Origin of the sequence: Streptomyces actuosus, from assembly GCF_016921115.1 — a bacterium.
Taxonomy (GTDB): Bacteria; Actinomycetota; Actinomycetes; order Streptomycetales; family Streptomycetaceae; genus Streptomyces; species Streptomyces actuosus_A.
Genome location: NZ_JAFFZS010000044.1, coordinates 25,253 through 38,868, shown reverse-complemented (window position 1 = coordinate 38,868; position 13,616 = coordinate 25,253). Strand labels below are relative to the sequence as shown.

At 72.0% G+C, this 13,616-nt stretch carries 9 protein-coding genes; 3 read left to right on the top strand and 6 right to left on the bottom strand.

The window, feature by feature from the left end; genetic code table 11:
* Position 1: 1 nt before the first annotated feature.
* Complete coding sequence (locus JS756_RS32200) at positions 2-703, bottom strand: 4'-phosphopantetheinyl transferase family protein (protein WP_205386806.1); 702 nt, start codon at positions 701-703, stop codon at positions 2-4.
* Positions 700-1,560, bottom strand: coding sequence for a metallophosphoesterase family protein (locus tag JS756_RS32195; protein WP_205386805.1), 861 nt, complete (start codon positions 1,558-1,560; stop codon positions 700-702). Before JS756_RS32195 ends, JS756_RS32200 begins: the two co-directional genes overlap by 4 nt.
* Positions 1,561-1,844: 284 nt before the next feature.
* Here JS756_RS32195 and JS756_RS32190 point away from each other — a divergent pair, with 284 nt between their 5' ends.
* Positions 1,845-2,978 (top strand): ATP-grasp domain-containing protein, encoded by a 1,134-nt coding sequence (locus JS756_RS32190; protein WP_205386804.1) that lies wholly within the window; start codon positions 1,845-1,847, stop codon positions 2,976-2,978.
* Between the two features lie 132 nt (positions 2,979-3,110).
* Positions 3,111-4,799 (top strand): carbohydrate binding domain-containing protein, encoded by a 1,689-nt coding sequence (locus JS756_RS32185; RefSeq protein WP_205386803.1) that lies wholly within the window; start codon positions 3,111-3,113, stop codon positions 4,797-4,799.
* Positions 4,800-5,080: 281 nt separating this feature from the next.
* Here JS756_RS32185 and JS756_RS32180 read toward each other — a convergent pair whose 3' ends face one another.
* The 4 genes from JS756_RS32180 to JS756_RS32165 all read right to left on the bottom strand — a co-directional run bounded on the left by JS756_RS32180 (position 5,081) and on the right by JS756_RS32165 (position 11,589).
* Positions 5,081-6,418: a 6-phospho-beta-glucosidase gene (locus JS756_RS32180; protein WP_205386802.1), complete on the bottom strand. Its 1,338-nt coding sequence runs from the start codon at positions 6,416-6,418 to the stop codon at positions 5,081-5,083.
* 238 nt (positions 6,419-6,656) lie between these two features.
* Positions 6,657-7,601: a hypothetical protein gene (locus JS756_RS32175; RefSeq protein WP_205386801.1), complete on the bottom strand. Its 945-nt coding sequence runs from the start codon at positions 7,599-7,601 to the stop codon at positions 6,657-6,659.
* Positions 7,602-7,796: 195 nt separating this feature from the next.
* On the bottom strand, positions 7,797-9,956 hold the full coding sequence (locus JS756_RS37695; protein WP_205386800.1) for a S53 family peptidase: 2,160 nt from the start codon (positions 9,954-9,956) through the stop codon (positions 7,797-7,799).
* Between the two features lie 319 nt (positions 9,957-10,275).
* Positions 10,276-11,589 (bottom strand): lipase family protein, encoded by a 1,314-nt coding sequence (locus tag JS756_RS32165; RefSeq protein ID WP_205386799.1) that lies wholly within the window; start codon positions 11,587-11,589, stop codon positions 10,276-10,278.
* Positions 11,590-12,142: 553 nt separating this feature from the next.
* On the opposite strand from JS756_RS32165, the gene JS756_RS32160 reads away from it, so the two are divergent.
* On the top strand, positions 12,143-13,531 hold the full coding sequence (locus JS756_RS32160; protein WP_205386798.1) for a glycoside hydrolase family 16 protein: 1,389 nt from the start codon (positions 12,143-12,145) through the stop codon (positions 13,529-13,531).
* Positions 13,532-13,616 lie beyond the last annotated feature (85 nt).

The following is a 13,616-nucleotide window of genomic DNA, read 5'->3' as shown; positions in this document are numbered from 1 at the left end:
CTCAGCCGTGCGGCACCGGCACGGCCGTCGCCACCAGACCCTGCCGGACCGTCCAGCGGCCCTCGAAGGTCTGGACGCGGCGGCCGTCCACCGTCGGCCCGGGCACCAGGAGTTCGGCGCGCAGACCGCCATGGCCGGGCACGTCGAAGCCGGGGTCGGCCCACAGGTCGATGTCGGCCTCGGAGAAGTCCAGCCAGAGCCCGGTGAGGGGGAACCACGCCTTGTAGACCGACTCCTTGGCGCTGAACAGCAGCCGGTCCCAGTGGATGTCCGGGCGAGCGACGGACAGCCGCCGCAGCCGGTCCCGCTCCGCGGGCAGCGTCACGACGGGCAGCACGCCCTCGGGCAGCGGCCCGTGGGGCTCGGCGTCGATGCCGAGGGACGCCAGGTCGGCGGTGCGCACGAGGGCGGCGGCACAGTAGCCGTCGCAGTGGGTCATGCTGCCGGTCAGACCGTCCGGCCAGCGAGGGGCGCCGCGCCGGCCCGACAGCACGGGCTGCGGCGGTACCCCGAGCTTCTCCATGGCCTGGCGGGCGCAGGCCCGTACGGCGGCGAACTCGCGGCGCCGCTTGGCCACCGCCTGGGCGACGAGCGCGGCCTCCTCGGGGTGGAGCAGGGCCTCGTCCGCCGCAGCCACGGCTGCGTCGTCGTCGATGCGGGCCTCCACGGCGGCCACCGACGCGGGCAGCAGTTCCTCGATCACCGGGCTGCGACCTCCAGCGGCAGGATGCGGCGCAGCCGGCCGGGCTCGTCCGCGCGCTTGCGCCATTCGCGCGGGTAGCCCACGGACACCTCCTCGAAGCGGACGCCCTCGTGGTGGGTGGTGCGGGGGATGTGCAGATGCCCGTAGACCATGGCGGCGACGCGGAAGCGGCGGTGCCAGTCGGCGGTCTGCCCGGTGCCGCACCACATGGCGAACTCGGGGTGCCACAGGACCTCGGTCGGGTGCCGGTGCAGCGGGTAGTGGTTCACCAGCACCGTGGGCAGGCCGTCGGGCAGTTCCGACAGCCGGCGCTCGGTCTCGGCGACCCGGGCCCGGCACCAGTCCTCGCGGCTCGGATACGGGTCCGGGTGGAGCAGGAACTCGTCGTTGCAGACGATGCCGGTGCCGTGGGCGTAGGCCAGCCCCTCCTCCTTGGTGCTGCAGCCCTCGGGCAGGAAGGAGTAGTCGTACAGCAGGAACAGCGGGGCGATCGCGACCGGGCCGCCGGGGCCCTCCCACACGGGGTAGGGGTCCTCGGGCGTGAGGACGCCCAGGTCGCGGCAGATCGCGACCAGGTGCTGGTAGCGCTCGACACCGCGCAGGGTGACCGGGTCGCGGGGGTGGGTCCACAGCTCGTGGTTGCCCGGCGCCCACACCACCTGGCGGAAGCGGCTCGCAAGGGTCTTCAGGGCCCAGCGGATGTCCGCGGCCTTCTCCGAGACGTCGCCGGCGACCAGCAGCCAGTCGTCGTCCGTCTCCGGGCGCATCTGTTCCACCAGAGCACGGTTCTCCGGGTACCCGATGTGCAGATCACTGATGGCCAGCAGTTGCCCGGCACCACCGGCCGTCGACGCCACGTTCTCTCCCCCGTCCAGTCACATGACTGGCATCACGACAACACATTCACCGGCGGCGGACAAGCACATTCCCGGCCGGTCGCGGAGATCGGGGAAACAGGGGCCTTCCGGGCCGGAATTCCGTAACACGGGCGTTGCACGCGGGGGCACGGGAAAGCCGTATGATCGCCCCCAACACCGCCGCCGGAACCTCTCTTCGCGCAGTGCGGTCCGGTGTCCCTCCCTCCATCCTGCCCGGGCACGGGCCGCTTCGCCCTGCCCGCGAACCCTGAAAGGCGGCCTGAATGGTCTCTCGCGTACGCGTCTGGCTCAACCGCACGTACGCGGAGAACGTGTTCTTCATGGATCAGCTGCGCCGAAATCCCGGCGACCGGGCCGTGGAGATCCATGCCACGCACGGTGACGCGGACTCCCCTGTGCTGGCGGCAGCCGACACCGCCGAGCTGGAGCCGGAGGGCCTGTCCGCGGCGGGGTACGTGGAGTACGCCCTCGACCAGTGCCAGCGGCGCGGCATCGACGTGTTCGTGCCGAGGCTGCACCAGGCGGCGATCGTGGCGCACCGCGCCGAGTTCGCGGCACTCGGCACGGCGCTGCTGGCGCCGCCGCCCGAGGCGGTCACCGTCTTCCAGGACAAGGTGGTCGCCTACCAGGCCGTACAGGCGATCGGGGTACCGGTGCCGCCGTGGTGGCGGGTCCGCACGGCGGACGAACTCATCGGCGCCGTGGACGAGTTGGAGGACGCGGGGCACAAGGCGTGCTTCAAGCCGGCGTCCGGTGCGGGAGGGGTGGGTTTCCGTGTGATCACCCGTGCGCCCTTCTCGCTCGTGCACCTCGGCGGCTTCCCCGGCCCGTACGTGCCGCTGGAGCTGGTGGTGGACGCGATGCGGCGGGCCGAGGAGCCGGTGGACTGGCTGGTGATGCCGCGCCTGGAGGAGCCCGAGGTGTCGGTGGACTGCCTGACCGGACCGGACAACCGGATCCGACTCGCGGTGGGCCGCACCAAGAACGGCAGGCGCCGGGGCTTCACCCTGCACGAGCAGTGGCTGGAGCCGGCCCGGAGGATCGCCGAGGGCTTCGGTCTGCACCATCTCTCCAACATCCAGTTCCGGATGTACGGCGACCGGCCGGTACTGCTGGACGTCAACACCCGCCCGGCGGGCGGGCTGCACCAGCTGTCCCTGTGCGGGATCAACGTCCCGTGGGCGGCGGTGCAGTTGGCGCTCGGGGAGGACCCCGGTGAGATGGCACCGCCGTTCCTCGGGCAGGACTACACGGTGGTCTCCGGGCCCCGGCCGCTGCGGCCGGTGACGCTGCCGCCGCAGCGAGAGCCGCTGCCGGCGGTGCCGGCCCCCGCCCAGCCCGTCGAGCCGAACCAGCCGGCGCAAGCGGCACAGGCCGCACAGGCGCTGCCCCTCTGACCCGAACACCCAACAGGTATGGACCAATTCACCGCTTCCCCTTGACAGCGCGATTGGTCCATACCAACTTGGTTGCGCACCATCGAGCACGTTCGTGCCTCCCGAACACCCCCACTCCTCCAGGGAGATCGTGTGCGCACCTCACTTCCCCGACGTCCGAGACGCCGTCTTCTCGCCCTGCTCGGCACCGCCGCCCTCGCCTTCACCGGCGCCGTCGCCCTGCCCGGCACCGCCGAGGCGGCCGACATCCTGACCAACCCCGGTTTCGAGGCCGGCCTCTCCCCCTGGACCTGCACCGGCAACCTCGGCTCCGTCGTCTCCTCCCCCGTGCACGGCGGCTCCAAGGCTCTTCAGGGCGCCGCGAGTTCCAGCGACACCGCCCAGTGCAGCCAGACCGTCGCCGTGCAACCGAACACCACGTACAGCCTCAGCGGCTGGGTGCGCGGCTCCTACGTGTACCTCGGCGTGAACGGCGGTCCCTCGACCTGGACGACCTCCCCGTCGTCGTACAGCAAGCTGTCGGTGTCCTTCACGACCGGCGCCTCGCAGACCAGCGCCACGGTCTACCTCCACGGCTGGTACGCGCAGGGCTCGTACTACGCCGACGACGTCAGCCTCGACGGCCCCGGCGGAGGAGGCGGCTCCGACACCCAGGCCCCCACCGCGCCCACGGGCCTGACCTCCACCGGCAAGACCTCGTCGAGCGTGTCGCTGGCGTGGCACGCCGCCACGGACAACGTGGGCGTGACCGGGTACGACGTCTACCGCGGGTCGAGCAAGGTGCTCAGCGTCTCCGGCACCGCCGGCACGGTCGGCGGACTGGCGTCGAGCACCTCCTACACCTTCACCGTCCGGGCACGGGACGCCGCCGGGAACACCTCGGCCGCCTCGAACGCCGTGACCGTGACCACCGATGCGGGCGGCGGCGGGGGAGGCTCCGGCTTCAAGCAGGCCGCGCCCTATCTCTACGAGGGCTGGGGCGACCCGCCCAACCCGCAGACGGTGATGAACGCGACCGGCGTCAAGGCGTTCACGATGGCGTTCGTCCTGGACTCCGGGGGCTGCACCCCCGCCTGGGACGGCCAGCGGTCACTGACCGGCGGCGTCGACCAGACCGCCATCAACCAGATCCGCGCCGCGGGCGGTGACGTGGTGCCGTCGTTCGGCGGCTGGCAGGGCAGCAAGCTCGGCGCCAACTGCTCCTCCGCGAGCGCGCTCGCCGCGGCGACGCAGAAGGTGATCGACGCCTTCGGGCTCAAGGCGGTCGACTTCGACATCGAGAACTCGGACGAGTTCGAGAACGAGGCCGTGCAGGCGAAGATCCTCACCGCGCTGAAGACCCTCAAGGCGAACAACCCCGGTCTGCGGACCATCGTGACCTTCGGGACGTCGACGACGGGGCCCACGTACTACGGCAACCGGCTGATCGAGCAGGCCAAGTCGATCGGCGCCGGAATCGACGTCTTCACGATCATGCCGTTCGACTTCGGCGGCGGGTCCGACATGTACGGCAACACCGTGAACGCCGCCGAGGGGCTGAAGAGCAAGCTGAAGTCCACCTTCGGCTGGGACGACGCCACCGCCTACGCGCACATCGGCATCTCCGGCATGAACGGCCTGTCCGACCAGCGGGAGAACACCACGCCCACGATCTGGACCCAGATCCGCGACTGGGCCAACGGGCACCACATCGCCCGGCTCGCCTTCTGGTCGGTCAACCGGGACCGCCCCTGCCCGGGCGGCGGGGTGACCAGCAACTGCTCCGGGATCAGCCAGAGCAACTGGCAGTTCACCTCCATCACCGCCGGATTCACCGGCTGACCGCACCCGCACGCACCCTGCGCGAGCCCCCGACGTCCCCCCGGTCACGGATCGGGGGGACTTCTTTTCCGCAGGGGTGTATCAGGAGGCGCGACAGTCGCTCATACGAGAGAAGGACAACGGGGGAACCGCACGGGGGAACGGGGGGAACGGGGGAACGGGGGACGCACCGGGGGGAACGGGGGAAGCACACGGGGGCTCGGGTCGGTCGGCCGCGGTACGGGGGTCGGCCGACCGGCCCGAGGTGCTCACGTGCGACGATCCGGTTCCCGGCCGGCGGCTCACCGCAGGTAGGCGAGGCCGGGGTGGACGGCGGTGTAGCCCTCGACGAGCCGACGGGCGACGGACACCGAGTCGACGAGCGGATGGAGCGCGAAGGCCCTGACGGCCGTCGCGCGGGAGCCGGACCCGGCGGCGTCGAGGACGTCCCGCTCGACCGACTTCACCGCGCGGACCAGCCCGGTGGCGTGGTCCGGGAGCGGGTCGGCGGTGATCGGGTGCGCTCCGTTCGCGTCGACCAGGCAGGGCACCTCGACGACGGCGTCGCCGTCCAGGGCCGACAGCGTTCCGCGGTTGCGGACGTTGAGGACGAGAGTGGTCCGCTCGTCGCGTGCGACGGCCCGCATCAACGCCAGAGCCACCTTCTCGTAGCCGCCCGACAGGTCGTCGGCCTCGCGCTCCCCGGCCCCGGCGGTCCGCCGGTTCTCGGCCATGTAGGTGGCCTCCCGTTCGGCGCGGGTGCGGTCCCAGGCGGCGAGCGCGCGGGCGTCCGGGTCCCGCATCTCCTCGTAGAAGCCGGCCTGCTGGTCGCGGAGGAAGGCGCCGCGCGTGCGCTCGGCGTCCTGGTAGGCCCGCACGGTCTCGCGGTTGAAGTAGTAGTAGTGCAGGTACTCGTTGGGGATCGCTCCCAGGGACTGCAGCCAGGCGGCGCCGAAGAGCCGGCCCTCCTCGAAGGAGCCCAGCAGGTCCGGGTCGGCGAGCAGGTCGGGCAGCCGGTCCCGCCCGGCCACCCGCAGGGCACGCACCCAGCCGAGGTGGTTGAGGCCGGCGTAGTCGACGAACGCCTCACGGGGGTCGGCGCCGAGCACCCGGGCGACACGGCGGCCCAGGCCGACCGGGGAGTCGCAGATACCGATGACGCGGTCGCCGAGGTGCCGGGCCATGGCCTCGGTGACCAGTCCCGCGGGGTTGGTGAAGTTGATGACCCAGGCGTCGGGGGCGAGGCGCGCCACTCGCCGGGCGATGCCCGCGGCGACGGGAACCGTCCGCAGTCCGTAGGCGATGCCGCCCGCGCCGACCGTCTCCTGCCCGAGCACGCCCTCGGCGAGCGCCACCCGCTCGTCGTCGGCGCGGCCCTGCAGGCCGCCGACGCGGATCGCGCAGAACACGAAGTCGGTGCCGCGCAGCGCCTCGTCGAGGTCGGTGGTGGCGGTCACCTCCGGCGCGTCCGGTACACCCGCCGCCTGCTCGTGCAGCACCCGGGTGACGGCCTGCAGGCGGCTGCGGTCGAGGTCGTGCAGCACGACCCGGGTCACACGGCCGGCGCCGCGATCGCCGAGCAGCGCCCCGTACACCAGCGGCACCCGGAATCCGCCACCGCCCAGAATCGTCAGCCTCACATCCGCACCTCTCGTACGCGACCGCCTCGACGCCCGCCTCCCGCGGCGGGATCCGCGCCACCGCGACGGCCGGCGCCTCCGTCGTCTGGGGGACGGCCCGGTCACCGGGCTCCATCATGGCGCGCGGCACCGGCACCGCGGCGTCCGCGCCACCGCCGTCCGTCCGGCGGCCGTGCCCCGGTCCTGGAGCCCCGCCCGTCGGCGTCCGGCGGCGGCCAGGCCCGTGCGCGGCAGGGGGTCACTGCCATTCCCAGCGGATTCCGGCGTGGCCCGGCTGCTGGTCGAGGGAGACCAGGTGGGCGCTGGCCGAGGCGCCGAGCCAGAGCTGGTGGCGGGCCCGGTCGGCGTCGGAGCCCGGGTCGCGTTCGTAGCGGTAGCAGTGGGCGGGGGCGGCGCCGGGGGTGAACTGGACCTGCAGCACATACTGCCGCACCGGTACCGCGAAGCGCCGTCCGTAGCAGGTGGCCGGGCTGTCCGCGGTGAACCGCACCTCGTATGCGAAGACGGCGGTGTCACCGATGCTCAGGGGCGCGTCGAGCAGCAGCTCCGCGGCGACGATGCGCGTCGTCGGCTGGTGGCGGACCCGGCCGAGGCGGGCGTGGCGCACCGCACCGATCCGGGGAAGTTCGTCGGTGTCCTCGTCCGCGGCGTGGACGACCAGGCAGCGTGAGACCCCGTTGGCGCCGGCGCGCACCACCTGGTTCATGCGCAGCACGCACTCCCCGGGACCGGAGGGCACCTGCAGGACGTCATGGATGCTGAGCCGTTCCAGGTCGTCGTCGAGGGTGACTTCGAGTTCCTCGCAGACTTCCGCGATCCACTGCTCCCCGGGCCACAGCTCAGTGGGGTGGAGGCGTTCGGCGGCCGGTGGCGCCGTCGCGTAGCGGCCACGCGGGCGAGGTGGTCCCAGCAGGGCGCTGAGAGCGCCGGTGGGCAGCTCCAGCACTTCCTCGAGCAGTTTGACCGCGAGCATGGACGGGGCCCGTTCGGGCTGGCTGCGGCCGCGTCGCCAGTAGCTGAGGGTGGTGACGCTGATGCGGACGCCGCGCGCGTCGAGTGCGTGCCGGATGCGGTCCAGGCTGAGGCCACTGGCCTCGATGGCCGCGTGCAGGGCGTCGGCGAAGGTGGCGCCGTGCGGCGCGGTCGGTCTTGCGGGCTCCTTGAGCTGCCGCGTCGGCGCCATGTCCGTCCTCTCCCTCACGCGGCGGACCGAGAGGTGTCGGTCCCGTTCCGGCCCACGCCACAGAATTGGATGGACAGTACGCAACTTGAGGTGTGCGCGTCACGGCATATCCACTATGAGAATGCCCACGCGGGACGACGCACCCCGCCGGGGCAGGCGACCGTGGCCTTCCCCGGCGGGGTGTCGGAAGGAGCGTCAGGAGACGTTCAGGGCGGTGTCGTCGACGACGAAGCTCGTCCCCAGCGAGGAGTCCTCGGCGCCGGTGAACTTCAGCGTGATCGTCTTGCCCGCGTAGGCGGACAGGTCGAACGACTTCTGGACGTAGCCGGAGGCCGCGTTCAGGTTGGAGTACGTGGCCAGGGTGCCGAGCACCGAGCCGCCCGAGCTGAGCGCCTGCACCTGGAGCTTGTCGTAGGCGGTGCTGGTGGTGGTCTCGTCGGTGTCGACGTGCATCCAGAAGGAGAACGTGGCCTTGCACCCGGCGGGGATGGTCACGCTCTGGGAGAGGGTGTCCGTGTGGGTGCTGCCGTAGCCGTCCAGCCAGGCCTTCCAGGAGCCGCCGTGGGCGGGCTGGGAGGTGGAGTCGTCCACCACGCCGGACGAGGCGGACCACGGCGAGGCGCTACCGGTCTCGAAGCCGTTGTTGCCGAGCAGCTGTGCCGCGGTGCAGGTGCCACCTCCGCCCGTGCCGCCGCCGTCACCGCCGGTGTCGCCCATCAGGGCGCTGGTGAGCCCGTCGGCGATCGGGGAGCCCCAGCCGGTGACCCGGTCGTAGCCGGTGGCGGTGCTGTAGTCCTGGTTGCCGCCCGAGGTGATGTCGTGCAGCGCCGAGGAGTAGCCGCTGCCGCTCGCCAGTGAGTAGATCTTCGGGTTGACCTCGCCCAGGTCGGCCTGGCCCGCGGCCGCGGCCTTCTGGTTGTACAGCGCCGTGTAACCGGCCCACAGAGGGGCGGCGGCGCTGGTGCCGCCGTAGACCTGCCAGCCGCCGACCGTGTAGATCGCGAAGCCGGAAGCCGGGTCGGCGTTGGAGGCGACGTCGGGCACGGTGCGCTTGGTCGCGGTGCCGGTCTGCCAGGACGGCTTGGAGAAGACGGTGGAGATGCCGCCGCCACTGGTGCTCCACGCCCGCTCGGAGCTGTACGTGGTGCCCGAGACGGACAGGTTGGTACCGCCGACGGCGGTGTTGTACGGGCTGGAGGCGGGGAAGTCCACGGCCTTGACGGACGACCCGCTGGTGCTGCGGCTGCAGTCGCGGGAACCGTCGTCGCCGGAAGCGCTGAAGATGCTGATGCCCTGCGCCGCGGCCTGCTTGAAGGAGTTGTTGACCGAGGTCATCGAGGAGGACGTGGTGTCCGGCTCGCAGGAGCCCCAGGAGATGGAGATGACCGAGGCGCGGTTGTCCGAGACGACCTTGGCGGCCATGTCGACCTCGCCGGCGTCCGAGTTGGGCGCCTCGTAGATCAGCTGGGTGGCCTTGGGGGCGACACCGCGGACGATCTCGCTGTCCAGTTCGACCTCGCCCTGGCCGTCGCCGGGCGAGCTGTCGTAGTCGGCGCCGTCGACCGAGACGGTGCTGACGGACGGCCCGGTGAGGCCGTACTGACTGTCGTACGTGGTCAGATTGCTCTTCTTGTAGCCGTCGAACTCCCAGAGCGCGACGGTCTGGCCGGTCCCGTCCGCGCCGAGCTTGTCGAAGCGGTACGCGCCGTTGTACTGGCTGGGGCCGAGACCGCTGGACGCCGCGAGGGGGGCGGCGGCCGGCCGGACCAGGTTGTGGTGGCGCACCGTGTGGTTGTCGAGACCGGAGACGCCCTGGACCACGGCCGCGATGTCGGACGGCAGCGTGGCCGCCTTGTCGTTGGCGTAGAAGTGGCGGTTCCGCGCCGTGTCGAGGTAGGTGGTCTCGTGGGTGCCGAAGGCCTTGTTGATCTTGCTCACCGAGCCCGTGGCGGACACGACCTGCCGGTTGCCGCTGACGCCGGTGACGGTCAGGCCTTGGCTGCACAGGTAGCCGCGGACCCTGTCCAGATCGGTCTTGGCGGGTCCGAAGCGGGCAGCGAACTGGGCCGGAGTCAGGTAGTGACCGTACTCGGGCGATCCGGGGGTGCTGACCGCCTTCAGGAAGCGGTCGAGCCCGGCCGAGTCGTGGAACCTGAGACTCACGGAGACCGACAGCTTCTGGCCGGCCGGAAGGTCGCCGATCCGATGGGAGCGGCCGACCGAGGGGTTCACGGTCTGGGGGAGCGAGGCGCGTGGGTTCGACGCTGCGTCGGCAGTGGTGGCACTGAGCGCCGTGATGCTCAACGGCAGCAGCACGAACGCCGCTGCCGTGGCAGCGAGGTGACGGGGTATCACGTGGGGGTCCTCCTGGATGTGTGCGTCCCGTGGGGGTGGAGACGCACACATGAACCTCGCAGGGATTCCCGTGAAACTTGACAATGCACCGACAATGGATTGTCAAAGAACAGTCAAACGTTCATATACAGTGAGGTTCCATCGGGGGACCGCACGGCGCCCCGCCCACCCCCCGCTGGAGCGCCCTTGGGCGGCACCCGGCGCCGCCCGTGACACGCCTTCCGGTGGGTGAGCGGAGCGGCACCTCGAAGACCCAGCCCGGCGTCCGACCCGGCGTCCGGCGCCGCGGGAGGCCGCACGGCGCCGGACGCGCCCCCGATCAGCCGTCGTTCCCCGCTCGACAGGACGGCGCGGACACGGTGCGGTGGGCGAAGCGGTCGCCGAGCCATGCCACGGCGTCGTTCACCGCCCTGGCGTCACCGAGCAGGTGGTCGGCGCCGTACGCCTTCCACTCGACGGGGATGCCCATGGCGCAGTACGCGTTGCGGGTGACCGTCACACTGCCGACGGGGATCACCTCGTCGAGCAGGCCGTGGTATTCCAGGACGGGGAAGCCCACCTCGTAGCGGGCACCGGAGCCGGGACGGCCCACGCCGACGCCCAGCCGACTCTCCTCGGCGACCTCGCTCCACGTGGTACCGTCCGGGCCGCTCAGCGCGTACATCTGCGCGAGGCTCAGATGGTCCGCGGTGAGTTGCTCGACCCGGGTACCGGCGAAGCGCGCCACGGTGCCGACCGCGCACAGCGTCTTCGCGTCGCGCACCGCCCTGCGGCCGGCGTCACCGAGGATGCCGTCGAAGGGCATGTCCGGATGCGTGGCCGACAGGCCGATGAGCGCGTCGACCAGGAATCCGGCGAAGAGGGAGCCGTCGAGGTTCGCGGCGGCGGCCTTCAGGTCGGTGGGCGCACCCCCGGACGCGACACCGACGACGTTCAGTTCGGGGGCGTAGGAGCGGGCGAGCTGCGCGGCCCACAGGCTGCCCGCACCGCCTTCGGAGTAGCCCCAGATGCCGACCTGCGCCCGCGGGCTCACTCCGCTGCCGGGCACGCGGGCCGCCGCGCGCACCATGTCGAGGACGGCGTGTCCGGCATCGGGGCCGGACACGTACGGGTGGACCTGTCCGTCGAGGTAGCCGGCGCCGTCCGTGGCGGCGACGGCGAATCCCGCCCGGAGCAGGGCGGTGATGTTGGGGCCCTCGTAGGCGTCCTGGTAGGCGCCGGAGAGCTGCTTGGAGAACGCGCACTGCGGCCCGATGCCGAGCGTGCCGGGGGCGAAGGCGACCAACGGCCGCTCCCCCGCCCCCTTCCAGGGCGCGTCCGGCACGATCACCGTGCCGGCCACCGCGGACGGGTTGTCGTGACCGTCGGTCGAGGCGTACAGCGCCTTCCAGGCGTGGTAGGCGGGGGCGCCCACCACCATGGGCAGCGAGTCGACCGCGCGGCAGGCCAGCACGGTGCCCGGCGCGGTCGTCACCGAGCCGGGCGGTCGGTAGATCGCGGAGTCGGCGGCGGCGCACTGCGTGACCGGGTCGGCGGCGGCCGTCGCCGGCAGGGCGAAGGCCCCGCCGACGACGGCGGCGACGCCGAGGAGTGCGGCTCTGCGCGGCGAGGACTTCCTGGTCCTGTGTGACATCACCTCAGAGCGTCCCTTCTGTGGGGTGAAGTGCCGGAGGAATTGCAGATGGAGCCGAGCAAGGCGTGAGGTTACGGATCCTTCGGTGAGCACTGATAGTTAAAGGACGACGAACCGAGGGCACGCCGACTGCGCGTCCATGACAATCCGACGCGACACGCCCGCCCCGCCACCGGCGCCACCCCTCCCCCCGTCGCGCATCCCCACCTGCGCCCGCCACTCCCCCAGCCGCCCGACCCCGCCGACACACCTCCTCCAGGCACCCACTCCCGCGGAGGCTCCCCTCCCCGCGCGCGAAGCCTCAGGGGCGCCGCCAGCCGCCCTCGGCGCCGCGTGCGCATCCGGAGGACCAACGCCGCTTGAGTCGATTCGCACCATTCACCGCGTGAACCCAGCACCCCCCGAACGACTTTCACTGCTTCAAGCCTTGACGACCGGATCCGCGGGGAGCACATTGGGCGCGCACCGTGAGAGCGCTCTCAGGACCAGCCCCGAAGGGCGACTCTCTCGGCGGTCACCCGCACCGACACCCCGTACCCGGGAGGCATCCCCCATGAGTGAAAGCTCCGGCGCCCGCAGACGGCGCCCGTTCCGCCGGGCGCTCGTCGCCGCGCTCGGCACCCTCGGCCTCGTGGCGGCAGCCGCCGCGGCCGGCGCCCCGTCCGCGAGCGCCTCGGCGCCCACGCCCCCGTCCGGCTGGACGCAGGTCTTCGCCGACGACTTCAACGGCGCCGCCGGCTCCGGCGTCGACACCGCCGACTGGCGCTACGACACCGGCACCTCCTACCCCGGCGGTCCCGCCAACTGGGGCACCGGCGAGGTCGAGAGGATGACGTCGGGCTCCGACAACGTCGCACTCGACGGCCACGGCAACCTGCTCATCACCCCGCGACGCAACGCGGGCGGCGCCTGGACCTCGGGCCGCATCGAGACCAACCGCACCGACTTCCAGCCGCCGTCCGGCGGGAAGCTGCGGGTGGAGGCCCGCATCCAGATGCCGAACGTCACCGGCGCCGCCGCCAAGGGCTACTGGCCGGCGTTCTGGATGCTGGGCGCGCCGTACCGGGGCGACTACCGGAACTGGCCTTCGGTCGGCGAGCTCGACATCATGGAGAACGTCCAGGGCCTGAACACCGTGTGGGCCACGATGCACTGCGGCACCAGCCCGGGCGGACCCTGCAACGAGACGTCCGGCATCGGCAACTCGACCTCCTGCCCCGGCGCCACCTGTCAGGCCGGCTTCCACACCTACGCGATGGAGTGGGACCGCTCGGTCAGCCCGGAGGCGATCCGGTTCTCTGTCGACGGCACCGTCTACCACACCGTGACGGCGAACCAGGTGGACGCGACCACCTGGGCCGACGCCACCGACCACGGCTTCTTCGTCATCCTCAACGTGGCGATGGGCGGCGGTTTCCCGAACGCCTTCGGCGGCGGCCCCGACGGCGGCACCGAGCCGGGCCACCCCATGGTCGTCGACTACGTCCAGGTGCTGTCCGCCGGCGGCGGTACCACGCCGCCGAGCGGCGGCCGGAACGCCTACAGCGCCATCCAGGCCGAGTCGTACGACAGCCAGTCCGGGGTGGGCACCGAGACCACCAGCGACTCCGGGGGCGGGCAGAACATCGGCTGGATCGCCAACGGCGACTGGGCGCTGTACAAGGGCGTCGACTTCGGCTCCACACCGGCCAGGCAGTTCTACGGGCGGGTCGCAAGCGGCGCGGCGTCCGGGGTGAGCGGTCTGGTCGAGGTGCGTCTGGACAGCCGCGGCAACGCCCCCGTCGGCAGCTTCGCGGTGGGCAACACCGGTGGCTGGCAGTCCTGGCAGACGATCCCGACGAACATCAGCGAGGTGACCGGCACCCACGACGTCTACCTGACCTTCACCAGCGGGCAGCCGTCGGACTTCGTGAATGTCAACTGGTTCGACTTCGGGCACTGACCGCGCCCTCCCGGCCGCGGCCGGGCCGGACCGCGGGTCCGGTCCGGCCTGACGGCGCCCGTTCAGGCCGAACGTTTCGGCCGGA

Coding starts and splice junctions, on each gene's coding strand:
- JS756_RS32190 (WP_205386804.1), top strand. CDS start 1,845: ATGGTCTCTCGCGTACGCGTCTGGCTCAACCGCACGTACGCGGAGAAC.
- JS756_RS32175 (WP_205386801.1), bottom strand. CDS start 7,601: ATGGCGCCGACGCGGCAGCTCAAGGAGCCCGCAAGACCGACCGCGCCG.
- JS756_RS32165 (WP_205386799.1), bottom strand. CDS start 11,589: ATGTCACACAGGACCAGGAAGTCCTCGCCGCGCAGAGCCGCACTCCTC.
- JS756_RS32160 (WP_205386798.1), top strand. CDS start 12,143: ATGAGTGAAAGCTCCGGCGCCCGCAGACGGCGCCCGTTCCGCCGGGCG.